This is a genomic window from Curtobacterium phoenicis (assembly GCF_047238015.1).
GTDB lineage: Bacteria > Actinomycetota > Actinomycetes > Actinomycetales > Microbacteriaceae > Curtobacterium.
Window position 1 is genome coordinate 870,556 of sequence record NZ_JBDFLZ010000002.1, and the last position, 22,454, is coordinate 893,009.

General features: G+C 72.3%; 21 protein-coding genes. 6 read left to right on the forward strand and 15 right to left on the reverse strand.

All coding sequences use genetic code 11. From position 1 onward, the window contains the following. Window positions 1-6: 6 nt before the first annotated feature. From ABC270_RS04405 to ABC270_RS04420, 4 genes are read right to left on the reverse strand one after another with little or no spacing between them, the layout of a single operon-like run. Window positions 7-633 carry a response regulator gene (locus ABC270_RS04405; protein WP_412879690.1) on the reverse strand — a complete coding sequence of 209 codons (627 nt, stop codon included), beginning with the start codon at window positions 631-633 and terminating at the stop codon, window positions 7-9. Next, window positions 630-1,934 carry a sensor histidine kinase gene (locus ABC270_RS04410; protein WP_412879691.1) on the reverse strand — a complete coding sequence of 435 codons (1,305 nt, stop codon included), beginning with the start codon at window positions 1,932-1,934 and terminating at the stop codon, window positions 630-632. Before ABC270_RS04410 ends, ABC270_RS04405 begins: the two co-directional genes overlap by 4 nt. 38 nt (window positions 1,935-1,972) lie before the next feature. Beyond that, on the reverse strand, window positions 1,973-2,791 hold the full coding sequence (locus tag ABC270_RS04415) for an ABC transporter permease (protein WP_412879692.1): 819 nt from the start codon (window positions 2,789-2,791) through the stop codon (window positions 1,973-1,975). After that, window positions 2,788-3,711: an ABC transporter ATP-binding protein gene (locus tag ABC270_RS04420; RefSeq protein WP_412879693.1), complete on the reverse strand. Its 924-nt coding sequence runs from the start codon at window positions 3,709-3,711 to the stop codon at window positions 2,788-2,790. The genes ABC270_RS04415 and ABC270_RS04420 overlap by 4 nt, the downstream gene beginning before the upstream one ends. 162 nt (window positions 3,712-3,873) lie before the next feature. Here ABC270_RS04420 and ABC270_RS04425 point away from each other — a divergent pair, with 162 nt between their 5' ends. Beyond that, window positions 3,874-5,073, forward strand: coding sequence for a PP2C family protein-serine/threonine phosphatase (locus ABC270_RS04425; RefSeq protein ID WP_412879694.1), 1,200 nt, complete (start codon window positions 3,874-3,876; stop codon window positions 5,071-5,073). Between the two features lie 192 nt (window positions 5,074-5,265). On the opposite strand, the gene ABC270_RS04430 is transcribed toward ABC270_RS04425, so the two are convergent. Then, a complete protein-coding gene (locus ABC270_RS04430) occupies window positions 5,266-6,132 on the reverse strand; it encodes a phosphoribosylaminoimidazolesuccinocarboxamide synthase (protein ID WP_412879695.1) in 867 nt (288 codons plus the stop codon). After that, window positions 6,129-7,397, reverse strand: a complete 1,269-nt coding sequence (gene purD / locus ABC270_RS04435) for a phosphoribosylamine--glycine ligase (protein ID WP_412879696.1) — start codon at window positions 7,395-7,397, stop codon at window positions 6,129-6,131. The genes ABC270_RS04430 and purD overlap by 4 nt, the downstream gene beginning before the upstream one ends. Before the next feature lie 58 nt (window positions 7,398-7,455). Between purD and ABC270_RS04440 the strand changes: the two genes are divergently transcribed. After that, window positions 7,456-7,818, forward strand: a complete 363-nt coding sequence (locus ABC270_RS04440) for a sterol carrier family protein (protein WP_412879697.1) — start codon at window positions 7,456-7,458, stop codon at window positions 7,816-7,818. Window positions 7,819-8,088: 270 nt separating this feature from the next. Here ABC270_RS04440 and ABC270_RS04445 read toward each other — a convergent pair whose 3' ends face one another. Next, window positions 8,089-10,674 (reverse strand): helix-turn-helix transcriptional regulator, encoded by a 2,586-nt coding sequence (locus tag ABC270_RS04445; protein WP_412879698.1) that lies wholly within the window; start codon window positions 10,672-10,674, stop codon window positions 8,089-8,091. Window positions 10,675-10,796: 122 nt separating this feature from the next. On the opposite strand from ABC270_RS04445, the gene ABC270_RS04450 reads away from it, so the two are divergent. After that, the gene (locus ABC270_RS04450; protein ID WP_412879699.1) at window positions 10,797-11,192 is read left to right on the forward strand and encodes a hypothetical protein; all 396 of its coding nucleotides are present in this window, start codon (window positions 10,797-10,799) and stop codon (window positions 11,190-11,192) included. An 83-nt stretch (window positions 11,193-11,275) separates the two neighbouring features. On the opposite strand, the gene purF is transcribed toward ABC270_RS04450, so the two are convergent. Further along, complete coding sequence (gene purF, locus ABC270_RS04455) at window positions 11,276-12,733, reverse strand: amidophosphoribosyltransferase (protein ID WP_402744109.1); 1,458 nt, start codon at window positions 12,731-12,733, stop codon at window positions 11,276-11,278. Window positions 12,734-12,803: 70 nt separating this feature from the next. Between purF and purM the strand changes: the two genes are divergently transcribed. Next, a complete protein-coding gene (gene purM, locus ABC270_RS04460; RefSeq protein WP_412879700.1) occupies window positions 12,804-13,907 on the forward strand; it encodes a phosphoribosylformylglycinamidine cyclo-ligase in 1,104 nt (367 codons plus the stop codon). A gap of 417 nt (window positions 13,908-14,324) precedes the next feature. Here the strand turns inward: purM and ABC270_RS04465 are convergent, their stop codons facing one another. Beyond that, a complete protein-coding gene (locus tag ABC270_RS04465; protein ID WP_022905133.1) occupies window positions 14,325-14,540 on the reverse strand; it encodes a DUF3073 domain-containing protein in 216 nt (71 codons plus the stop codon). A 160-nt stretch (window positions 14,541-14,700) separates the two neighbouring features. Here ABC270_RS04465 and ABC270_RS04470 point away from each other — a divergent pair, with 160 nt between their 5' ends. Beyond that, window positions 14,701-15,822: an NAD(P)-binding domain-containing protein gene (locus ABC270_RS04470; protein WP_412879701.1), complete on the forward strand. Its 1,122-nt coding sequence runs from the start codon at window positions 14,701-14,703 to the stop codon at window positions 15,820-15,822. A 106-nt stretch (window positions 15,823-15,928) separates the two neighbouring features. Here ABC270_RS04470 and ABC270_RS04475 read toward each other — a convergent pair whose 3' ends face one another. The 4 genes from ABC270_RS04475 to ABC270_RS04490 all read right to left on the reverse strand — a co-directional run bounded on the left by ABC270_RS04475 (window position 15,929) and on the right by ABC270_RS04490 (window position 19,925). Continuing rightward, entirely contained in the window at window positions 15,929-16,369 is a 441-nt protein-coding gene (locus tag ABC270_RS04475; RefSeq protein WP_412879702.1) for a DoxX family protein, read from the reverse strand. 120 nt (window positions 16,370-16,489) lie between these two features. Continuing rightward, complete coding sequence (locus tag ABC270_RS04480) at window positions 16,490-16,750, reverse strand: DUF3072 domain-containing protein (RefSeq protein WP_412879703.1); 261 nt, start codon at window positions 16,748-16,750, stop codon at window positions 16,490-16,492. A 129-nt stretch (window positions 16,751-16,879) separates the two neighbouring features. Continuing rightward, the gene (locus ABC270_RS04485; RefSeq protein WP_412879704.1) at window positions 16,880-17,632 is read right to left on the reverse strand and encodes a hypothetical protein; all 753 of its coding nucleotides are present in this window, start codon (window positions 17,630-17,632) and stop codon (window positions 16,880-16,882) included. A 37-nt stretch (window positions 17,633-17,669) separates the two neighbouring features. After that, a complete protein-coding gene (locus ABC270_RS04490; RefSeq protein WP_412879705.1) occupies window positions 17,670-19,925 on the reverse strand; it encodes an APC family permease in 2,256 nt (751 codons plus the stop codon). Between the two features lie 130 nt (window positions 19,926-20,055). Here ABC270_RS04490 and ABC270_RS04495 point away from each other — a divergent pair, with 130 nt between their 5' ends. Beyond that, window positions 20,056-20,844 (forward strand): MerR family transcriptional regulator, encoded by a 789-nt coding sequence (locus tag ABC270_RS04495; RefSeq protein WP_412879706.1) that lies wholly within the window; start codon window positions 20,056-20,058, stop codon window positions 20,842-20,844. A gap of 140 nt (window positions 20,845-20,984) precedes the next feature. Here ABC270_RS04495 and ABC270_RS04500 read toward each other — a convergent pair whose 3' ends face one another. Together ABC270_RS04500 and ABC270_RS04505 are read right to left on the reverse strand one after the other, a co-directional pair. After that, window positions 20,985-21,566 carry a PadR family transcriptional regulator gene (locus tag ABC270_RS04500; RefSeq protein ID WP_412879707.1) on the reverse strand — a complete coding sequence of 194 codons (582 nt, stop codon included), beginning with the start codon at window positions 21,564-21,566 and terminating at the stop codon, window positions 20,985-20,987. After that, window positions 21,563-22,411 (reverse strand): DUF4097 family beta strand repeat-containing protein, encoded by an 849-nt coding sequence (locus ABC270_RS04505; protein WP_412879708.1) that lies wholly within the window; start codon window positions 22,409-22,411, stop codon window positions 21,563-21,565. The genes ABC270_RS04500 and ABC270_RS04505 overlap by 4 nt, the downstream gene beginning before the upstream one ends. Window positions 22,412-22,454: the final 43 nt, after the last annotated feature.

Consider the following 22,454-nt stretch of genomic DNA (forward strand, 5'->3'; position numbering starts at 1 on the left):
CCCAGGCTACGCCGTCCCGAGCAGCCAGCCGTTGTCCGCGGCGACCCGGAGCGCCTCGGTGGCGTTCCGTGCGGTGGTCTTGCCGATCGCGGCGGAGAGGTGGTTCCGCACGGTGCCCTCGGACAGGTGCAGCGCCGCGGCGACCCCGGCGACCGTCGGGCTCGTGCGGAAGGCGATGAGCACGTCGGTCTCTCGCGGGGTGAGCGGCGAGGGCCCGGCGGCGAGTGACTCGGCGGCGAGCACGGGGTCGACGACACGGAACCCGCCGGCGACCCGTCGTACGGCGTCGGCGAGCTGTTCGGCGGGGGTGTCCTTCACGACGAAACCGGCAGCGCCGGACTCGAGCGCGCGGCGGAGGTACCCGGGGCGCCCGAAGGTGGTCACGATGAGCGAGCGGCAGCCGGGGAGCCCCCGGGCGAGTGCAGCCGCGGCGGTGAGGCCGTCGGCACCGGGCATCTCGACGTCGAGCAGGGCGACCGTGGCACCCGACGCCCGTGCCGCCTCGAGGACCTCGTCGCCGCGGGCCACCTGGGCGACGACCTCGATGTCGGGTTCCAGGGACAGCAGCGAGGCGAGGGCGCCGCGGACGAGCGCCTGGTCGTCGGCGAGCAGCACCCGGATCGTGTCGGTCATCGTCGGCCCTTCCGTTCGACGCGCAGCAGGAACCCGCCGAGGGCGCTCGTGCCGGTGACGACGGTCGCGCCCACGGCGTCGGCCCGTTCCCGCAACCCGCGGAGCCCGTTGCCCCCGAGACCGACGGAAGCCTGCCCGGCACCGGCGGCACCGGCGGCACCGGCGGCACCGGCGGCACCGGCACCCGCCGCACCGGCACCCGCCGCACCGGCACCCGCGGCACCGGTGTCGCCCGTCCCGTCGTCCTCGATCGTCAGCGTCGTCCGCGTCAGCGTCACCCGCACCCGGGTGGCCGCCGCGTGCCGCAGGACGTTCGTCACTCCCTCCCGGAGCACCCAGGCGAACAGGCTCCGGACGTCCGGCGCCGCCGCCGCGCCGTCGGCCGGGAGATCGGCCTCGACGTCGGCGGCGGTCAGGGCGGCGCGGGCGGACACCAGCTCGGCCTCGAGGTCGGCCTCCCGGTACCCGCTGACCGCCCGGCGCAGCCCCTGCAGCGCCTCGCGCGAGAGCCGCTCGACGTCCTGCATCTCCGCCTTCGCCCGCGCAGGGTCGACGTCGACGAGTCGACCGGCGAGCTCGGACTTCATCGCGACGACGGTGAGCGAGTGGCCGAGCACGTCGTGCAGGTCGCGCGAGAACCGGGTCCGCTCCTCGACGACGGCCAGGCGGGTGAGTTCGTCCTGCGCGACGTCGAGCCGGTCCTCCGCCTCGCGCTGTCGCCCGAAGAACAGCATCGACGCCCCGACCGAGACCGTCACGACCGGCGCGAACAGGAGCCCGCTGGACACCGCGCCGTCCCACCCGAGCGACCCGGCGACGACGACCTGCGCCACGATGACGGTGAGGATCCCCACCCCGGCGACCCAGAACCGCTCGGCGACGAAGCCGGTGAGCGCGGCGACGAGGAGCCAGGTCCAGACCGCGAGCGGCCCGACGACGAGCAGCAGCAGGCCGGCGAGGGTCGCGATCCCGGCGAGCACGAGGACCCGGGTCCGCATGCCGCTCCGCCACATCAGCTCGGGTGCGAACAGGTACGCGGCGTACAGCACGAACAGTGCGAGGGTCGACCAGACGTGCGCCTCGAACGACCGGCCGTCGTTCCAGACCGCGACGAGTTCGAGGACCTGCCACAGCAGCGCGAACACGGCGCCGCCGTACCATCGGCGTCGGCCGACCCGTATCGCGTCCTCGGTCGCGCCCGGCGGTACGGCCCAGGGGAACGACCGGGCGGACGGCCTGGAGGCACGGCGCGCGTCCGCCCCGTCGCGCACGGCGACGGGGCGGGTGCTCGAGTCGGTCATGTCGGTCAGCGTAGGGCCACCGCTCGGCGAGGCAGCGGTCACTGGCGCGCCGCGTCGCGGCGGTAGCGCCACACGATCACGGCGGCGAGGGCGACCGCCCAACCCGTCAGCACGAGCGCGGGTTCGACCATGCCGGTGCTCCCGGTCGCGCCGGCCCCCGTCTGGCCGATGCGGTTGAGCCAGAAGGACGGGAGCAGGTGCGCGACGCTGCCCATCCAGCTCGGCATGACCGAGAGCGGGACCCAGAGACCACCGAGGATCGAGAGCCCCATGAACACGACCATGAAGAGCGGCTGCGCGAAGGACGGCTTCGCGAACTGCCCGACGAGGATCGCGATGAGCGCGAACGGGACGACGCCGCACCAGATGCCGAACGCCGCGGCGAGCCAGTGCCCGGGGTCGAGGGACGCGTGCAGGGCCACCACGGACACGGTGATCGTGATGCCGATGGACAGCGCCGCGAACGCCATCGCGGCGATGACCTTCGACACCATGAAGCCCCACCCGGAGAGCGGCGTCACGCGGAGCTGGCGGTTCCAGCCGATCGAGCGCTCGTTGACGATGGCGAAGGCCTGGCTGAGGGCCGCCATCATCGCGCCGTACGACGCCATCTGCAGCGTGGTGACGGTCAGGTAGCGCAGGCCCGTCGACCGGTCGAGTTGCGATCCGTAGGCGGCGCCGAAGACGAGGAGCATCACCACGGGGATCGCGAAGGTGAACACCATCGCCTTGACGTTGCGCAACTGACGGACGGTCTCGAGGGCGACGTAGCGGATCGGGAGACGGCCGCGGACCGTGGTGCGGGCGACGGGACGAACGGCTGGTGCGGCGACGGTGGTCGCGGTCGTGCTGGTCATGCGGAGACCTCCTGCGGGTCGGCGGTGAGGGCGAGGAAGGCGTCGTCCATGGTCGAGGCGACCACCTGGACGTCGTGTGCCTCCGGGAACGAGGTGAGGAGCGCCCGCAGCGTCTCGTCGCTGCGAACGGTGCGGAGCGTGACGGAGCCGTGCCGTGCCTCCAGGCCGGTGACGCCCGGCAGGGCGCGCAGGGCGACGTGCGTGTCGGGTCCGACGCCGGCGAACCGGACCGTCCGGCTCGACGCGACGGCCTTGATCTCGGTCGGGGTGCCGTCGGCGACGACGCGACCGGACCGCATGATGACGATGCGGTCGGCGAAGGCGTCGGCCTCGTCGAGGTAGTGGGTGGCGAAGACCACCGTGCGGCCGGCGTCGGTGAACTCGTGCATCGACGACCAGAACACGTGCCGGGCCTCGACGTCCATCGCCGCGGTCGGTTCGTCGAGCACGAGGAGCTCCGGGTCCGAGACGACGGCGACGGCGAACCGTGCACGCTGCAGCTGCCCGCCCGAGAGCTTGTTCACCCGGCGCCCGGCGATCTCGGTGCACCGCGCGCGGCGGAGGGCCTCGTCGACCGGCATGGGCGTGCGGTGCGCGGCGCCGACGAGGGCCACCACGTCGCGGACCGTCATGTCGGGGAGCAGCGCACCGCCCTGCAGCATCGCGCCGACCCGTCCGTCCACGACCGCGGCGCGGGGATCCTCCCCGAAGAGCCGGACCTCGCCGGCGGTCGGCGTCGAGAGCCCGAGCGCCAGGTCCACCGTCGTGGTCTTGCCGGCGCCGTTCGGCCCGAGGAGCGCGACGACCTCGCCGCGACGGATCGTGAGGTCCACGCCGTCGACGGCGTGCACGGCGCCGAAGCGCTTGTGGAGACCGCGCAGTGCGATGACCGCGTCGTCCGGGAGTCCTGTGCTGTTCATGGGGACCACCCTCGCGGTGATCGGGACGCCGCACCGCTGCGCTCCGTCACGACGTCACCGTGACAATCGTCACGGGCGGGCCGGTCCGACCCTCCGAACGGGGGTCCTGTCCACCGTTGTGGGGACGCACCGGTGGTCGTGCGCAGGGTTACCGTTGACGGCATGAGCCTCACCACCTCGTCGTCGACCGCCCACGCCTCCCCGGAGGCCGTCCGGAGGGCCGCGCTCCTCGCCGCGCTCGACGTCGTCGAGGGCGGCCCCGAGGAGCGGTTCGAGCGCATCACCCGCATCGCCCGCGAGGCCTTCGACGTCACCGGGGCGTTCCTCAACCTCGCGGGTGACTCCGTGCTGGTGATCAAGTCCCAGCAGAGCGAGCAGCGGTTCGGGCCGACGATCCCGCTGCAGGACACCTTCTGCGGTCGGACCCTCGGTGAAGCCGGACCGGTGGTCGTCGAGGACGCCACCGCCGACGCGCGCTACGCCGACGTGCCCATGGTGGTCGACGACCCGAACGTCCGCTTCTACGCCGGCGTCCCGCTCCGGCTCGGGGACGACGACGTGAAGGTCGGGACGCTGTGCCTCGTCGACCAGGCGCCGCGCACGATCAGCGACGACGACCTGGCGCTGCTCGAGGAACTCGGGGTGTGGGCGGAGCGTGAGCTCGCGGCCGGTGCCGACGAGGACCGCCTGCGTGCCGTCCTGGCCGGTCTCGAGCCGAGCGGGGTCACGGTCCCGGGGTACCGGGTCGCCGGCATGAGCGTGCCGCACGGCGTCGTCTCCGGAGACCTGCACGAGTGGCACCGTTCGGGCGACGGTCTCGTGGTCACCCTCGCCGACGTCATGGGCAAGGGCATGTCGGCAGGACTCCTCGCGGCGAACATCCGCGGTGCACTCCTCGCCCGCGGCGACGAACGACCGGACACCGCGGTCGCCGGGCTCGAAGCGCAGGTCGCCCCCGAGCTCAGCCGCGCCGAGTCCTTCGCCACGCTCTTCCACGGCCGGCTCGAGCCGTCGACCGGGCACCTCGACTTCGTGGACGCCGGACACGGACTCGTCCTGCACCTCCGCGCGGACGGTTCCGAGGAGGTGCTCCGCTCGTTCGACCTGCCCCTCGGCCTGCACCCCGCCGGGCTCGCCCGCACCACGGGGGCGCTCGACCTCGGCGTCGGGGACGTCCTCGTCCTGGTGAGCGACGGCGCGCTCGAACTGTGGGACTCGACACTCGCGTCGCTGTCGCGGATCGGCGAGCTCTACCGCGGCGCGGCGGACGTCGACGAGTTCCTCGGCAGGGTCCGTGCACGGTCGGTCGAACACGACCCGGGTGACGACCTGACGGTCGTGGTCGTCGCGCGCGACGCCTGACGCGGCGCGCAGCGTCCCGGGACGCGTCGCGACGTGTTGCGAGGGGTCGGATCGCGCGCATCGCGTGTCGAGACGCGGCGCGTCGGGATGCGTCGCGCCGTGTCGGGACGCGTCACGTCGGGACGCCTCGCGCCGTGTCGGGACGCGTCACGTCGGGACGCCTCGCCTCGCGTCGCGTCGCGTCGGGTCGCGTCAGGCGCCGAGGCGGTCGATGAGCTCGCGGTAGCGGGCGGCCGTCCGCTCGACGATCTCGTCTGGGAGCACCGGCGGCGTGCCCTGGCGGTCCCAGTTCGCGCTGAGCCAATCGCGCACGATCTGCTTGTCGAACGACTCCGTCCGGTTCGCGCCGCGGGCGTCCCAGTACCGGCTGGAGTCGCTCGTCAGGACCTCGTCCGCGATCCGGACCACGCCGTCGGCGTCACGGCCGAACTCGAACTTCGTGTCGGCGATGACGACACCGTGCTCGAGCGCGATCGCCGCTGCCTCGGCGTAGACGCGGAGTGACTGGTCGCGGAGGGTCTCGGCGTCCTGCTGCCCGATGAGCTCGGCGGTCTGCTCGAACGAGATGTTCTCGTCGTGCTCGCCCTGCGGCGCCTTGTACGCGGGGGTGTAGATCGGCTCGGGGAGGCGGTCCCCGTTCGACAGGCCGGACGGGAGTGCCACGCCGCAGACACTGCCGGTCTCCTGGTACTCCGCCCAGCCGCTGCCGACGAGGTACCCACGCACCACGCACTCGACCGGGAACATCGTCAGCGGCATCACGTGCATGGACCGCGACGCGACCTCGGCCGGCACCGGGGTCCCGCCGGCGGACGCGGGCAGGAGGTGGTTGGGGACGTCGGACAGCCGGTCGAACCAGAAGCGGGACAGGCGCGTCAGCAGCTCACCCTTGCCCGGGATCGGCGGCTCGAGCGCGAAGTCGTACGCGCTGACGCGGTCGGACGCCACGAGGAGCAGTTCGGACGCGTCCGCGACCCCCTCTGCGCCGGTGGGGACGTAGAGTTCGCGGACCTTGCCGGAGGCGACGTGCTGCCAGCCCTCGACGACCGGGGCGCTCACCGGGCGACCTTCGCGGCGATGTCCGTGCGGTACTGCGCACCCTCGAGCGAGATGTCGTGCAGGCCTGCGTACGCGCGTTCACGCGCCTCGGCGAAGTCGGCACCGGTCGCGACGACGCTCAGCACACGCCCGCCGGTCGCGACGAGCTCACCGTCCAGCAGTCCGGTCGCGGCGTGGGCGACCGAGACGCCCGGTCGCGCGTTCGCGGCGTCGATCCCGGTGATCCGACGACCGGTGTGCGGGTTCTCCGGGTAGCCCTCGCTCGCGAGGACCACGGTCACCGCGGCGTCGGCACGGAACTCCGGCGCGGGCACCGATCCGAGCCGACCGGTCGCCGCAGCGAGCATGAGGCCGCTCAGCGGGGTCGCGAGACGGGGGAGCACGACCTGGGTCTCCGGGTCGCCGAAGCGGGCGTTGAACTCGATGACGCGCACGCCCTGCTCGGTGACGATGAGGCCGCAGTACAGCAGACCGACGAACGGCGTGCCCTCGTGCTCGAGCCGCCGGACCGTCGGCAGGGCGACCAGGTCGGTGACCTCGGCCACGAAGGCGTCCTCGGAGGCCCAGCGGTCGGCGAGCCAGGGCAGGGGCGAGTAGGCGCCCATGCCGCCGGTGTTCGGGCCGGTGTCGCCGTCGCCGAGGCGTTTGTAGTCCTGTGCGGGGCTGAGCGCCCGGACGTCGTGCCCGTCGCTGAGGAAGAACAGCGAGACCTCTTCGCCGTCGAGGAACTCCTCGACCACGACGTGGCCGTGCTGGAGCCAGTACGTCGCGTGCTCGACCGCGGCCTGCCGGTCCTCCGTCACGAGGACGCCCTTGCCGGCCGCGAGTCCGTCAGCCTTGACCACGTACGGCGCGCCCAGCTCGTCGAGTGCAGCCACGGCTTCGTCCACCGTGCCCGCGTACACGGGACGCCCCGTCGGGACCCCTGCCTCGGCCATGATCCGCTTCGCGAACGCCTTGGAACCCTCGAGCTGTGCCGCGGCCTTCCCCGGACCGAACACCGGGATGCCGCGGGTCCGGACGGGGTCCGCGACGCCGGCGATCAGCGGCGCCTCGGGACCGACGACGACCAGTTCGACGTCGTTCTCGATCGCGTACTCGGCGACGAGTGCGCCGTTGGTCGGGTCGAGCGACACGGTCTCGACGTCGGCGGCGATGCCGGCGTTGCCCGGCGCGACCGTGATGACGTGCCCTGCCTGCTCCGCGAGGAGGGCCGTGACGATGGCGTGCTCGCGGGCACCGGAACCGAGGACGAGGATTCGCACCCGGCCAGCCTACCGAGCGCTGGTCCCGCGTTGCGATCGGCGTCGCTAGCCTGTGGACATGGCCCGCAGGACGATCGACGACGAGGACGGACGACGTGCGCTCGCCGCGGTGGTCGGGGGCAGCACGCAGCGCACCGACGTCGCGACCGCGGTCCGGTGGACGCTCCAGCGCCTCGCGGAGGACGTCCCGGGCAACAGCGTCGAGGTCCGCGTCCCGCCGTTCGCGGCAGTGCAGGCGATCCCCGGACCGAGGCACACCCGTGGCACCCCGCCGAACGTCGTGGAGACCGACGCCGCGACCTGGATCGCACTCGCCACCGGCACGCTGAGTTGGGAGGACGCGGTCGACGCCGCACGGGTCAGCGCCTCGGGATCGCGGGCGGACCTGACCGACTTCCTGCCGGTCCGACTCATTGCCTGACGCGCGGACGCGGACCGACGGTCGGGCGGTCGCTCGTCTGACGAACCGAATTAGGTAGGTCCTACCGATGCGCCCCACGCAACCGGTTGCCTATCGTGGAAGTCGCCGGGATTCGGACCCGACCCGAACGGGTCCGAACCCGGCGACACGCCACACGTTACGCGATTTCCGGCTCGCTGTGTCAATCATCCGGCGCGTCGTGCTGCATCCCGCAACGGAGATTGCGGTGTCCGGACGTCCGGAGTGACGTGTCCAGAGGTCCGGAGCAGCTCAGAGCAGCTCGGCGAGCTCGGTCCGCGCGTGCAGTTCCCACTTCTGGAACACCCGCGAGAGGTGGGCGTCGATCGTCCGGACCGACAGCCCGAGCGTCTCCGCGATGCGTCGGTTGCTGAGCCCCTCGGCCGCGAGCTTCGCGACCTCGTACTCGCGGTTCGTCAGCGGCGGTTTCGTGTGTCCGGCGGTGACGGACATCCCGTGTGCGGCGAGGCCACCCTGCGCGACGATGACCCGTGGTCGGTCCCGGGCCCGCACGGCGTCGAGGTACTCGACGATCGCGGCGGCGAGGGGCCCGTCCACGCGCTGGGCGGCGGCGCGGAGACGATCCGCCGACGGTCCGTCCTCCCGACCGGCCTGCAGGTCGTTGGCGTAGTGGAGCGTCTGGCCGTACATGACGTGCGTCCACGACCCCGACGCGGTCGACCGCTCGATGACCTCGTCCATGTGTCGCTGACCCTCGGGGTTGCCGAGGAGCCACTCCGTCCACGCGATCGACACGGCCACCTGTTCGCCCGTGATCCGCATGGCGCGCAGGGGCGTCGCCCGCGCGCGGTCCAGCGCGACCGCCGCCTCCTCGAGACGCCCCGCGTAGGCGAAGGCCATGGCGAGCCGGGCCCACGGGTACGCCGCGAAGCCGCCGTGGTCCGCGACGTCGTAGCGCTCGCACGCCGCCGAGAACGCGGCGATCGCGTCGTCCCACCGCCGCTGCCCGATCGCGAGGTTGCCGTCGCCGATGAGCTCCAGCGTGAAGTCGTACATGAGGTACGGGCTCGACCGTCGGACCGGCACCTCCGTGAGCAGGTCGGCGATGTCCCCGCGCCAGACCTGCACCTGGTGCAGCACGGACACGATCTCACCGACGCTCCACGGTGCGTCCTCGAGGTTCACCACGGCGGTCTGCAGGCACTTGCGGGCGAGCGCGACCGCGTCGTCGAGCCGCCCGGCGGTGGCGAGGGCCATCACGGCGCAGGGAGCCAGGCAGAGGAACCCGAACGGCACGGTCGGGGCGTGCACGACGCCGCTCGCCTCGACCTCGTCCCGCACCTCGGTGAACCGGCCGCCCCAGCCGAGGTGTGCGAGCCGGAGCAACCGGAGCCGTCCCGCGGCCTCGGGGCCGACGAGTCCGACGGCGGCGTCGGTGAGCGCCACGGCGGCGTCGACGTCGTCGTCGTGGAACTGCCGGATGTTCGCGAGCGTCTCGCACGCCTCGATGACCGCGGCGTCGTCGACGTCGTCCGACTCCCGGGCGATCCCCCACGCCGCTTCGGCATCGGCGCGACCGGCCTCGCGACCCGTGCTGTACGAGTGTGCGAGGGACCGCAGCACGTGGGCGGCGATCCGCTCGGTGCACGTCAGCGACGTCCGCAACGCCGCCGAGGTCAGGGCGACGGCACTCTCGAGCTCCTGCAGCCGGACGGCGACCTGCGCGGCGTCGAGCAGGGCCTCCGTGGCGGGCAGCACCCCGCACTCGAGCGACCACAGCGCGGCGCGGAGCCGAGCAGACGGCGGGGCGCCCTCCGGACGGTCGGTCCGGAACGCGTTGGCGCGCGCGAAGAGCTGCGTGCGACGGGCGACCGGCACGAGGGCGCGGACGACCTCGCCGACGAGGGGGTGTGACGGCCGTACCACCGCGGTGCCGTCCTCGGTGGAGTCCATCCGCACGAGGCCGAGCGCCACGACCCGGTCGATGTCGCCGCCGGCGACGAGTGCGAGCAGCCGGGGGAGCGGGATCGGGTCGGCGAGCGCGACGATGTCCACGACGTCGCGGAGGTCCTCGGGCAGCGCGCCGAGCTCCGTGCGGTACATGTCGGCGAGGCTGTTGGACGCGGTGACCCGGCCGCGCCAGTACCACCCCGACGCGGTCTGCTCGAGCGCTCCGGAGGCCAGTGCGGCGCGGACGACCTCGCGGACGTAGAGCGGGTTGCCCGCGGTCGCACGGTGCACGCGTTCCGCGGAGGCGTTCTCCAACGGGGCGCCGAGCGCGGTCGCGATGAGGTTCGCGGTCTCGTGGAGGTCGAGGGGCTGGAGGTCGATGCGTTCGAGCAGGTCGTCCTGCCACAGCGCCCGCAGGGGTCCTGGAAGCGCGGTGAAGTCCCGGCAGGTCAGCACGAGCCGGGCGCCCTGGTGCCGGACGAGCCACGCCACGTACCGGGCCGAGATGGCGTCGAGGTGGTCTGCGTCGTCGACCCGGAGCAGCACGTCGCGGTCCGCACCGCCGAGCGACCGGAGCCGCTCGGCCGCCTGGTGCTCGTCGGCGAGTTCCGCGAAGGTGGTCGGGAGTTCGCCGAAGTGTCCGGTGACCGCGTCGAAGGGCATCGACCGAGCGGCTTCGACCGCCGTGATCGGCACGACGAAGGTCCGTCCGGCGCCGTCGCGCCCGACGACCCGGTCGGTGATCCGCTCGGCAGCGGTGGTCTTCCCGAGGCCGGGAGCGCCGACGAGTGCGACGCTCCACCGGTGCTCGGCGACCACCGCGACCGCGCGGTCCTCCTCCTGCCTCCGGGCGATCGGCCAGGCGATGCGCGCAGGCGGGCGACGGTGGGGACCGGACCGGTGACCACGCTCGGTGCGTCCGCGCATGCGTGTCACCTCCGTTCCTCCCCCCACCCGTCGTCAGGGCGCGACCGGTGGGGACCATCCTGCACCGGATCGACCCTCGCGCACAGGCCGGAGCACGTCCCACAGTGGGGGACAATGGCCTGGTGAGCACCACTGACGGACCCGAAGAACGACCGGCCCCGAACGCCGTCTCGACCCCTGACGAGGTCACGATCCGACGAGCGCCGAAGTTCGGCGTGTTCATCCTCGGCGGCGCGGTGCTCGGCTTCCTCGTCACGCTGGTCGTCGTGTCCGCGACGATGAACCTCGACCGTGGGGACCAGCAGGAGACGGCGAGCTTCGGCTCGCTGGTGGGGTACTTCTCGCTGTGGGGGGTGACGATCGGCGCATTCGTCGGCGCCGTGGTCGCCGTCGTGCTGGACCGCGTGTTCGCGCGTCGCTCGGCAGCGCTGACCGCCGAGCGCGTGGACGTCGAACCCGCACCGGAGACGGTCGACGGCGAGGTCGAGGACCACGGCGACGACGTCGCCGGTCGCTGACGCGACCCTGTCCGGACGGGAGGCCCGTGGCGGTGTCGCCACGGGCCTCCCGTCCGTCTGTCGGTCGCCCTGGGCGACCGGACCTAGCTGAGCTGGTTGGCCTCGACCCAGGAGAGGTACTCGGGGCTGACGGTGCCCGTGACGTACTCGCCGGTGAAGCAGCTCATCTCGAGGTCGGTGACGTCCGAACCCTCGATGATCGCGTCGCGCATGTCCGCGATCTCCTGGTAGATCAGGTGGTCGCTGCCGAGCACGCGGTTGATCTCCGGGATCTTCCGGTCGTGCGCGATGAGCTCCGCGCGCGTCGGCATGTTGATGCCGTAGACGTGCGGGAAGCGGACAGGCGGGGCCGCGCTCGTGAAGGTGACCTCGTTCGCGCCGGCTGCGCGGGCCATCTCCACGATCTCCCTGCTCGTCGTGCCGCGCACGATCGAGTCGTCGACGATGAGGATGTTCTTGCCCTTGAACTCCGACGACATGGCGTTGAGCTTCTGGCGGACCGACCGCTTGCGCTCCGCCTGCCCGGGCATGATGAAGGTCCGGCCGACGTACCGGTTCTTGTAGAAGCCCTCGCGGTACTCGATGCCGAGCTTCTGCGCGACCTGCATCGCCGCGGGACGCGAGGAGTCCGGGATCGGCATCACGACGTCGATGTTCCCCGTCGGCGCGTACTGCTCGATCGTGTCGGCCAGGCGGTTGCCGAGCCGGAGCCGGGCGTCGTACACCGAGATGCCGTTCATGACCGAGTCGGGCCGGGCGAGGTAGACGTACTCGAACGAGCACGGCACGAGCCGCGGGTTCTTCGCGCACTGTCGCGCGTGCATCTGGCCGTTCATCTCGATGAACACGGCCTCGCCGGGGGCGATGTCGCGGACGATCTCGTAGCCGCCGGACTCGAGGACGAGCGACTCGGACGCGACGACCCACTCCGGCTGACCGGCCTCGTCGAACTTGTGCCCGAGGATGAGCGGGCGGATGCCGAACGGGTCGCGGAAGGCGAGCAGGCCGTGACCGGCGATGGTCGCGATCGCGGCGTAGGAGCCCTCGACGCGCTCGTGCACGCGCTCGACGGCGTCGAACACCTGACCGGGGTCGAGGTCCTTCCCGCGGACCTGGCCCTGGAGCTCGTGTGCGAGGACGTTCACGAGGAGCTCGGTGTCGGAGCTCGTGTTGAGGTGCCGGCGGTCGATGTCGAACAGCTCGCGGGTGAGCTCGCGCGTGTTCGTCAGGTTGCCGTTGTGCACGAGGACGATGCCGTACGGCGCGTTCACGTAGAAGGGCTGCGCCTCTTCCTCGTTGCTCGCGGCGCCCTTCGTGGCGTAGCGCACGTGGCCGAGACCCATCGTGCCGAGCAGGGACCGCATGTCACGCGTGCGGAAGGCCTCCCGCACGTGGCCACGCGTCTTGTGCATGTGGTGGATGTGACCCTCGACCGTGGCGATGCCGGTCGAGTCCTGTCCTCGGTGCTGCAGGAGGAGCAGAGCGTCGTAGATGGATTGGTTGGCAGGACTCTGGGCGACGAGCCCGACGATGCCGCACATTCGCGGTGTGCTCCAGACCGTAGAATCGGGGGGACCGAACAAGTCTGCCATGCCCCGCGGAGGACGACGCATGACGAACCCCTACGCCGAGGCCGGCGTCGACACAGCAGCCGGAGACCTCGCGGTCGAACTCATGAAGTCGGCGGTGTCGGCCACGCACAACGCGTCGGTGCTCGGCGGTGTCGGCGGGTTCGCCGGGCTCTACGACGTCTCGTTCCTGAAGGACTTCGAACGACCGCTGCTCGCGACCTCGACGGACGGTGTGGGCACGAAGGTCGCCATCGCGCAGGCGATCGACAAGCACGACACCATCGGGCAGGACCTCGTCGGCATGGTCGTCGACGACATCGTCGTGGTGGGCGCGAAGCCGCTCTTCATGACGGACTACATCGCGTGCGGCCGGGTCGTGCCGAACCGGATCGCGGACATCGTCGCCGGGATCGCCCGCGGCTGCTCGGAGACCGGGACCGCCCTCGTCGGCGGCGAGACGGCGGAGCACCCGGGGCTCCTCGGTCCGGACGACTACGACGTCGCGGGCGCGGCGACCGGCGTGGTCGAGGCCGGCGCCCAGCTCGGCGCCCACCTCGTCGAGGACGGCGACGTCGTCGTGGCGATCGCATCGTCGGGGCTCCACTCGAACGGCTACTCGCTCGTCCGGCACATCCTCTCCACGAAGGGCGTGCAGTACACCGACCAGCTGCCGGAGTTCGGCGCCGGGGTGTCCGTCGGCGAGGCCCTGCTCGAGCCGACCCGCCTCTACACGACCCCGCTGCTGTCCCTGCTGTCGGCGCACCCCGGCGCGGTGCACTCGCTCTCGCACGTCACCGGTGGGGGCATCGCCGCGAACCTGGCCCGCGTGCTGCCGGTCGGCTCCTGGGTCGAGGTCGACCGTTCGACGTGGTCCCCACTGCCCGTGTTCCGTGTCCTGTCCTCGATGGCGGGGACGCCGCTCGAGGACACCGAGGGCACCTGGAACCTCGGCATCGGGATGTTCGCCGTGGTGTCGGCCGGGGCGGCATCGGACGTCATCGCCTCGCTCGGTGCCGCCGGTCTGCCGTCGTGGGCGGTCGGGACGATCTCGACCGCGGCGCGCGAGGACCTCACCGGCTTCGAGCAGGGCGCGAAGGGTGTCGACGGCGGGGCCGTGCGCCTGGTGGGGTCCTACGCCGCCTGACGCGCTCGGGTGCGGTCGCGGCGCGCGTTCGTCAGGCTGGTGACGCGCGCGGGCGGGCATCGTCGAGATGCCGGAATCCTGGCACGTCGGCCGCCCCAGGCACGGTCCACGGAACCTCGACGCGATGGACGCGGCGAGTCGTGGGACCTCGACGCGATGCACGTGGCGAGTCGTGACCCTGGCGCGACGCACGCGGCGTTCGCGACGAGTCCTGCGACTCCGGCAGCTCGGTGGGACGGGGAGCGGGGGCGCAGCTACGCCCAGGTTCCACGACACCCCGTGTGGTGGACGTCGGGGTTCCACGACGGTGCCCTCGCCGGCGCGAGGTTCGCGAATCTTGGAACCTGAGCGGACGAGCACCGCACACGGAAACGCCGCACACCCGAGGGTGAGCGGCGTGTCACACAGGAGCGGGGCTCAGGCGGACTTGTTCTGGTCCTCGTGTTGCTCGAGCTCGAGGTCGTCCTCGTCGTCACCGTACTGGTCAGCCCAGCGGTCGACGTAGGAGTTCTCGTCCGAGTGCTGCCCGGCGGAGAGCTCGCGTTCGAGCGCACCGTAGTTCGTCTCCGGGCTGAAGTACTTCAGCTCCCGGGCGACCTTGGTGTGCTTTGCCTTCTGACGGCCGCGCCCCATGCGTGACCCCCTCGTGATCGGCTCTGGTCCGATCCTGGCGGGTGCGATTGGACACCCGGGGAATCGGACGGTTCGTGGTTTGAAATCTGCCGATCACTCTACCATGTACCCCGATCTGGAAGTCGCCCCGAGCACGGTGGACACAGCAGAATCGGATGTGATGAGCGACGCCACGAACCCCGCCCCGGACCAGGACGCGCGTGTCGTCGTCATCGGCGCGGGTCAGGCCGGGCTCTCGGTCGCCCACCACCTGCGCCGCCTCGGGCTCGCGCCGGGCTCGGAGCTCGTCGTCCTCGACCGTGGCCCGGACACCGGCGGCGCGTGGCAGTACCGGTGGGAGGCCCTGCGGCTCGGCGCGGCGCACCGGGTCCACGACCTGCCGGGGATGCGGGCGATGGGCCTCACCTTCGAGGACGCGGACCGCGCCCGACCCGCGCGGGACGTCGTCGCCGAGTACTACCGGCGCTTCGAGCAGCACTACGACCTGCGCGTCCGTCGCCCGGTGACGGTCACGTCGGTCACCCGGATCGAGGGCTCCGACCGGCTCTGTACGACCGTGCAGACCCCGGACGGACGGACGAGCCGGATCCGCTCCGAGGTCGTCGTCAATGCCTCGGGCACGTGGGGCACCCCGTTCGTGCCGTGGTACCCGGGGCGCGACGTCTTCACCGGCCGGCAGCTCGACACGACGGAGTACCGGAGCGCGTCGGAGTTCGCCGGGCAGGACGTCGTCGTGGTCGGCGGCGGGACGAGTGCGATCGGGTTCCTCCTCGAACTCGACGGCGTTGCGCGGTCCACCCGGTGGTTCACGCGGCGTCCCGTCGTCTGGTCGGACTCGGCGTCGCTCGACCTCGAGTCCGCCGTCGCCGCGGTCGACGAGCAGGATCGCGCTGCTCGGGCCGGTCGCGTCTTGCCGAGCATCGTCAGCGGCACCGGCATCCCGGTGACGCGGCGCATCCGAGCGGGCATCGACCGCGGCACGCTCGTGGCCTCGCCGATGTTCGCTCGGCTCGACAGGACGGGGGTCGTGACCGCCGACGGCGAGCACGTGCACGCCGACGCCGTCCTGTGGGCGACGGGCTTCCGTGCCGACCTCCGGCACCTCGCCCCACTGCGGTTGCGCACCGCGGAGGGCGGGATCGTCGTGGCGGACGGCCGTTCGGAGGACGAGCCGCGCCTGTTCCTCGCCGGCTACGGCCCGCAGGCGTCGACGATCGGGGCGAACCGCGCCGGCCGTCGCATCGCCCGGCAGGTCGTGGACGTGCTCGCCGGCGCCGCCTGACGGCGCGGTCGGCGTGTCGCCGGCTCGACGAGCGGACGGACGGGAGGCGCGGTGCGGGTCGCGCGCCGTCCTCCCGTGCGTCCGTGGTCGCGTCGGGGACGCCGGGTCAGGCGGGCAGCGGTTCGTCGACGCCGCGTCGCCGCCGGGCGGCGAGGAGCAGGAGCGCGTCGAGCGAGAACCGGCCGGGGCCGGTCAGGGCGACGGCGAGGGACCCGACGGCGAGGACGAGGACGTACTCGAAGCCGCCGTCCTGCGAGAAGAAGCCGGCCGAGGAGTGGGCGAGCAGGCCCGCGACCACCATGTCGACCGCCAGGAGCACCCCGACGACGCGGGTCGCGACGCCGAGGACGAGGAACACCCCGCCGACGAGTTCCAGCCCCGCGACGAGCGGCGCCGCGACGTCGGCGAGCGGGACCCCCATGCCCGCGAAGCCCCGGGTGACGTTCGGGATGCCCTGGGCGAACTTCTGTGCGCCGTGGGCGATGAACACCACGCCGAGGACGACGCGGAGCACGGTGAGGCCGATCGAGGTCGATGTCGTTCGCATGCCCGAGAAGGTAGCGGGTGACGCGTCACCGAGTACCCCCGGACGAGGGTCTCGACGCAGTTCGCCAGGGCATCGCCAGGACATGCCCAGACAGCGGTCCGCCGTTCGATGGACCCCGGCTCAGGAAGCGGTGTCGGACCCTCGGCCGGTCTGCGCCTGCAGTCGCTCGATGTGCTCGGACGCCTCGGCCTTGGTGAGGTCGGCGGGGAGTTCCTCGCCGGCCTCGCGCGCCAGGGTGTCGAGGTAGCTCCGCTGCGGGCCGGTCATCGGTTCGTCTCCGGTCACCCAGTCCTCGGGGTCCTTGCTCGCGGTCGTCGAGGGATCGGGGCGCGGCCCACCCAGCGTCTCGCCGGTGTGGTCGGTCTGGTCTGCATCGCTCATGCAGCGGACGCTACGCCGGACCCCCGACGGGCACCCCGGTGCGGCGTCCCCCGGACAGCCGCGGCGGGCCGGACGGTCGCGGCGGGCCGGGGAGCCGCGGCGGGACGTCAGCGGCGGCAGGACCGGCTGTCAGGCGACGACGGCGTACCGCACGAGGTCGGGACCGATCCCGCTCAGCGCGATCGGCACCACCGAACCGTCGCGCTCGATCCACATCGTCGCTGCGCGCTCGTCGATCCGGTCCACCACGTGCAGTGCGCCGTCGAGCAGCACCGACGCGGTCACCCGCTCGGTCCCCGTCGACGGCCGCGGCGGCAGACCGGGCACGTCGGCCGCGTACGCGGCGTACCGGCCGGGTGACAGGAAGGGCGACACCGGGGTCGTGACGAGTTCGAGCCCCTCCGGGACCGCGGTCACCGCCACGAGTCGGACCGCCTGGTCCTTCGGGAGCGGGACGTCGACGACCGGAGCGTCGTCGGGGCCGGCCAGCGCGCGGAAGGCGGGCCGGCCGTCGGGAGCGAGCAGTGCCTCCCGGCTGTCGATCCGCACCCGGCCGCGCCCACGCGAATCGGCGTACAGACCCGGGACGATGCCGGACCGGCGTGCCTCGAGGCGGGTGATCACGACGCGGTCCGGGCGGTACCAGTCGCGGAGGGTGGCCGGGTCGACCCAACCGATGGCCGGCTCGCCGCGCGAGAGCGCAGCGGAGTCGTCGGCGGCGCGTTCGTCGACCGCACCGAGGGGGTGCTCCCCGCGGACGGCGACCAGGCCCTCGAGCGGGCTGCCGGCTGGCGGCTCGTGGTCGAGCACCTCGACGCGCTTCGACACCTTGCCGCCGTGCGCGTCGAACGTCGCGAAGGCGCGGAGGTCGGTCGGGGTCATGGCGTCACATCGTACGACCGGGCACCGTCACGCGGTGTCACGAGCGGTCGGGGTCGGACGGTGAGGCGGGCGTGCGCGCCGAAGGAGGGGAGGCGACCAGGGTCCGGAGTTCGCCGGTGCAGCGTGCCGGGTCCACGCCCTCGGCGGGTCCGGCCGGTCGGGTCGCTCGACGTGGCCGGGCATCACCACGCGGTGCGAGGCTGTTCCGCTGGTCGGAGCGGAGCAGGCGGTCCTCCTCGCTGCCCTCGGACCGGAAGACCCCGTGCGGCGAACGGCGGAGGGGCGGCCGGACCGGTTCGCCGCGACGCTCCTGGCCGGGCAGCGGGCGCGAGCGGCGGCCGTAGAGCAGCTCGGACGAGTCGAGCAACCACGGCACGAGCGCGACCGTGACGCCGTGCACGAGCAGGAGCTTCTTCCGGATGCGGCGGCCGCGGTGGTTGTGGAGCAGGTTCTCCCACCAGTGCCCGACGACGAACACCGGGGTGTACACGGTGACCACCTCGGAGCCGTGCTCGGCGCGGTGGGCCTTGATGTACTTGATGAGCGGCATCGAGATGTCGCGGTACGGACTCGGCACGATCGTGAGCGGGACCTCGATGCCGTGGTCGGCCCACTGGTCGCGGAGCCGCGCGGCCTCGGCGTCGTCGATCGCGACGTGCACCGCCTCGAAGCTCGCGTGCTTCGCGGCGATGGCGTAGTCGAGGGCCTTGAGCACGGGCTTCTGCAGCTTGTTGACGAGCACGATCGCGTGGTCGCCGGTCGCGCCGAACTCGGTCTCCTCGTCGGCCTCGATCTCGTGCGACACATCGCGGTAGTACCGGTTCACGCCGAGCATGAGGACGAACAGCAGGGGCATGATCACGAACACGAGCCAGGCGCCGTGCGTGAACTTCGTGATCGTCACGATGACGAGCACGACGAAGGTGAAGCTCGCGCCGATCGTGTTGATGAGCCGTGAGCGCACGACCTGGCCGCGGTTGACCGGTTCCGGGGCCGTCCCCGCCCGGTCCTGTCGGAGCAGGCGGGTCCAGTGCACGACCATGCCGGTCTGCCCCAGGGTGAACGAGACGAACACGCCGATGATGTAGAGCTGGATGAGGCTCGTGACGTTGGCCCGGTAGACCACGAGGAGCGCCGCGGCGACGAGTGCCAGCACGATGACGCCGTTGGAGTAGATCAGGCGGTCGCCGCGCGTCGAGAGTGCCTTGGGCGCGTACGAGTCACGCGCGAGGATCGAGCCGAGCAACGGGAACCCGTTGAACGCGGTGTTCGCCGCGAGGAGCAGGACCGCGGCCGTGGTCGCCTGGACGACGAAGAACAGCACCGAGCCGTCCCCGAAGGTCGCGGCGGCGATCTGGGCGATGAGCGAGCGCTGCGGCGTGGTCGCGCAGTCGGCGAAGCCCTGCAGGTCGCAGGCGCGTTCGGCGTAGTGCACGCGGGCCACGAGGGCGAGCGTGATGAGCCCGACGAACAGGACGATCGCGATGCCGCCCATCGCGACGAGGGTCTTCTGGGCGTTCCGGATCTTCGGTCGGCGGAAGGCCTGCACGCCGTTCGCGATCGCCTCCACACCGGTGAGGGCCGAGCAGCCGGACGCGAAGGCGCGGAGGAGCAGCAGCACGAACGCGGCCTGCGTGGTGTGCTCGACGTTCTGCACGGTGTACTGCGCCGACTCCGCGACAGGGGCGTCCCCGACGGCGACGCGCACGAGCCCGGTGACGACCATGACGAACACCGACGCGACGAACAGGTACGTCGGGATCGCGAAGGCCTTGCTCGACTCGCGGACGCCGCGGAGGTTCACGGCCGCGAGCAGCACGACGAACAGCAGCGCGAGCTCGACGCGGAACTCGTTGAGGAACGGCAGTGCCGAGATGATGTTGTCCACACCGGAGGCCACCGACACGGCCACGGTCATCACGTAGTCGACGAGCAGCGCGCTCGCGACGACGAGGCCGGCCTTCTCGCCGAGGTTCCGGTGGGCCACCTCGTAGTCGCCGCCGCCGGACGGGTAGGCCTTGATGAGCTGCCGGTAGGAGGCGACGACCACCACGAGGAGGAGCACGACGAGTGCGGCCACCCACGGCGCGAAGGTCAGGAACGCCATGCCGCCGAGCAGGAGGATCATGAGGAGCTCCTGCGGCGCGTACGCCACGGAGGAGAGCGGGTCGCTCGCGAAGATCGGCAGCGCCAGGTGCTTCGGGAGGAGCTGTCCCTCGAGCTTCTCGGAGGGGAGGGGATCCCCGATCAGTCGCGCCTTCAGCGACCGGATCTCGTTCGTCACGAGCGGCAAACCTACTCATTTCGGACCCGGAGTCAACATGACCGGGCCGCCTCGTATTCCACCTCCGGGCACACCGGGCGATCCTGAGACGACCGGAAGGGTTGTGGTTGACGCAACGTCAACCTCTACCGTGTCGAGCATGAGCGATCGGACAGACAGCACGGGCGTCGCTGCGAAAGCCCCGCACACCATCGCCGACGTGGCGCGTTCCGCGGGTGTGTCCAGCCGGACCCTCCGGCACTACGACGCGGTCGGGCTGCTCCCGGCCACGGCGCTCGGCGAGGGCGGGCTCCGGCGCTACGACGACCGTGCACTCGTCCGGCTCCAGCGCATCCTGCTGCTCCGCGGGCTCGGGCTCGGGCTGGCCGAGATCGCCCGGGTGCTCGACGGCGAGCAGGACGACGTCGCGGCACTCCGTGCGCACGTCGGGTGGCTCGAACAGGAGCGCGACCGGCTCGCACGACAGCTCGCGGCCGTGCGGACCACCATCACGAGGATCGAACGAGGAGACGACATGACCACACAGGACACCTTCGACGGGTTCGACCAGACCCGTTTCCGTCAGGAGGTCGAGGAACGCTGGGGTGCGGACGCCTGGCAGCGTGGGCAGGAGTGGTGGTCGGCGAAGGACGCCGCTGCGAAGGACGCGTTCCAGGCCGAGCAGCGCGCCGTCGCCACGGACGCCGCGGCGCTCGCCGCCTCCGGGGACGGCCCGACCTCGGCAGCGGGCACCGCCCTCGCGCGGCGGCAGCTCGCCTGGCTCGCGCAGGCGCCCGGCCCGGTGGTCGACGCCGACCGGTTCCGGACGCTCGCCGACATGTACGTGCACGACGAGCGCTTCACGCACGCGTACGAGTGGGCCGGCCCCGGCGCGGCGGCCGCGCTCCGGGACGCGATGCACGCCCTGGCCGACGCCGGCGAGGTGTGAGGCACCGGAACCTGGTTCCGTCGAACGGGGCGCAGACGCGCGGACGGGTCGGCCGGGAGGCGCGGTGTGCGTCCGCCCCGCCGGCCCGGCCCGTGCTCCTGTCGGGTGCTCCCGTCAGGTGCTCCCGTCAGGTGCTCTCGTCAGAGGGAGCGGCGCAACGCCTCGAGACCGTCCCGCAGGCGGGTCACCGTGTCCGCCGTGAGGGTGCCCCGGGTCGCCTGGCGACGGAGGTCGGCGCGGACCTGCTGCCGGAACGACGACAGGACCATCTCGACCTCACGGAGGGCGCTGGCGCCCGCGGTCGGGACGTCGACGGGCTCGTCGGCCGTCTGGCCGCGCGGGGCCTGGGCGCTCGCCGCGAGGTCGGCACGGAGGGACCGCATCGCCTCGCCCACCGAGGCGCGGACGCCGTCGGCGAGGGACTTGACCGAGTCGGTCACGCCGTCCTCGAGCGCGGCGACCTCCGCCGACCGGGCGTCGAGCTCGGCACGGCCGGCGTCGGTGATCGCGTAGACCGTCCTCCGGCCATCGGCGGTCCCCGTCACGAGGCCCTCCTCCTGGAGCTTCGCCAACCGGGGGTAGACGGTGCCGGCGCTCGGGACGTACGTGCCGCCGAACCGGTCGCCGAGGGCGGTGATGACCTCGTACCCGTGCATCGGGTGGTCGGCCAGCAGGACGAGCAGGTAGAGGCGCAGGTGACCGTGCGCGAAGACCGGGCTCATGCGGGCACCTCACCGTCGGTCGTCGGGGTGGTCGCAGGGCCGTCGGCCACCGGCGGGGCGTGGAGCACCGCGATGTCACCCGACACCGAGTTCACCTTGAGGTCGAGCCACTGGCCGGAGAGCTCCCCGCCCTGCTTGACGTACGAACCGCGCACGCCGCGGATCTCCGAGTCGTCGAACTGCAGCTTGCCGGAGGCCGTCGAGACCGTGCAGCGGTACGGGACACCGTCCTCGAGTCGGACGCTGACCGAACCGGACACCGTGTTGACCCGGGCCGAGTCCGGGGTCCCGTGCAGGTCGAGCACGACGTCCGCGTTCACCCCGTCCGCCTGGAACCGCGGGATCGACCCGGTCGCGACGACGTCGCCCGAGACGGTGTGCACGGTGAGTGCGCCGTCGAGCTCCCGCACGGTGGTCGTCCCGGAGACCGCGTTGACGGTGACGTCGCCGGCGACCCCGTCCACGACGACGTCACCGGAGACGGTGTGCAGTGTGGCGCCGCGGTCCGTGCCGGAGAGGAGCGACCCGGCCGACACGACCCCGAGGGTGACCGGAGCGTCGCGCGGCACGAGGATGCTCACGTCCGCCTGCGCGCGGCCGCGGAACGACTTGAGGAACCCGATCGGGTCGTCCCACCGGATCTGCGGGTGGTCGACCGTGAGGGTGTCGCCGTCGACCTCGACCATGAGGGGCTTGCCGGACACGCTGTGCACCTCCACCCGGGCCGTCGGTTCGTCGTGTGCGACGACGTCGACCTGACCGGCGACGAGCCCGACCTTCAGTCGTCGGACGATGCCGGTGTCGATGACCTTGGGCTCCTCCACGAGCCACTTCTCCTGTGCCATGGTGCCTCCTCGAAATCGCGATGTATCGCGTCTGGTGAGGACA

Excerpts from the sequence above, each read along its gene's own strand:
- ABC270_RS04405 (WP_412879690.1), bottom strand. The coding sequence starts at position 633 with ATGACCGACACGATCCGGGTGCTGCTCGCCGACGACCAGGCGCTCGTC.
- ABC270_RS04410 (WP_412879691.1), bottom strand. The coding sequence starts at position 1,934 with ATGACCGACTCGAGCACCCGCCCCGTCGCCGTGCGCGACGGGGCGGAC.
- ABC270_RS04415 (WP_412879692.1), bottom strand. The coding sequence starts at position 2,791 with ATGACCAGCACGACCGCGACCACCGTCGCCGCACCAGCCGTTCGTCCC.
- ABC270_RS04420 (WP_412879693.1), bottom strand. The coding sequence starts at position 3,711 with ATGAACAGCACAGGACTCCCGGACGACGCGGTCATCGCACTGCGCGGT.
- ABC270_RS04425 (WP_412879694.1), top strand. The coding sequence starts at position 3,874 with ATGAGCCTCACCACCTCGTCGTCGACCGCCCACGCCTCCCCGGAGGCC.
- ABC270_RS04440 (WP_412879697.1), top strand. The coding sequence starts at position 7,456 with ATGGCCCGCAGGACGATCGACGACGAGGACGGACGACGTGCGCTCGCC.
- ABC270_RS04445 (WP_412879698.1), bottom strand. The coding sequence starts at position 10,674 with ATGCGCGGACGCACCGAGCGTGGTCACCGGTCCGGTCCCCACCGTCGC.
- purF (WP_402744109.1), bottom strand. The coding sequence starts at position 12,733 with ATGTGCGGCATCGTCGGGCTCGTCGCCCAGAGTCCTGCCAACCAATCC.
- purM (WP_412879700.1), top strand. The coding sequence starts at position 12,804 with ATGACGAACCCCTACGCCGAGGCCGGCGTCGACACAGCAGCCGGAGAC.
- ABC270_RS04465 (WP_022905133.1), bottom strand. The coding sequence starts at position 14,540 with ATGGGGCGCGGCCGTCAGAAGGCAAAGCACACCAAGGTCGCCCGGGAG.
- ABC270_RS04470 (WP_412879701.1), top strand. The coding sequence starts at position 14,701 with ATGAGCGACGCCACGAACCCCGCCCCGGACCAGGACGCGCGTGTCGTC.
- ABC270_RS04475 (WP_412879702.1), bottom strand. The coding sequence starts at position 16,369 with ATGCGAACGACATCGACCTCGATCGGCCTCACCGTGCTCCGCGTCGTC.
- ABC270_RS04480 (WP_412879703.1), bottom strand. The coding sequence starts at position 16,750 with ATGAGCGATGCAGACCAGACCGACCACACCGGCGAGACGCTGGGTGGG.
- ABC270_RS04485 (WP_412879704.1), bottom strand. The coding sequence starts at position 17,632 with ATGACCCCGACCGACCTCCGCGCCTTCGCGACGTTCGACGCGCACGGC.
- ABC270_RS04495 (WP_412879706.1), top strand. The coding sequence starts at position 20,056 with ATGAGCGATCGGACAGACAGCACGGGCGTCGCTGCGAAAGCCCCGCAC.
- ABC270_RS04500 (WP_412879707.1), bottom strand. The coding sequence starts at position 21,566 with ATGAGCCCGGTCTTCGCGCACGGTCACCTGCGCCTCTACCTGCTCGTC.
- ABC270_RS04505 (WP_412879708.1), bottom strand. The coding sequence starts at position 22,411 with ATGGCACAGGAGAAGTGGCTCGTGGAGGAGCCCAAGGTCATCGACACC.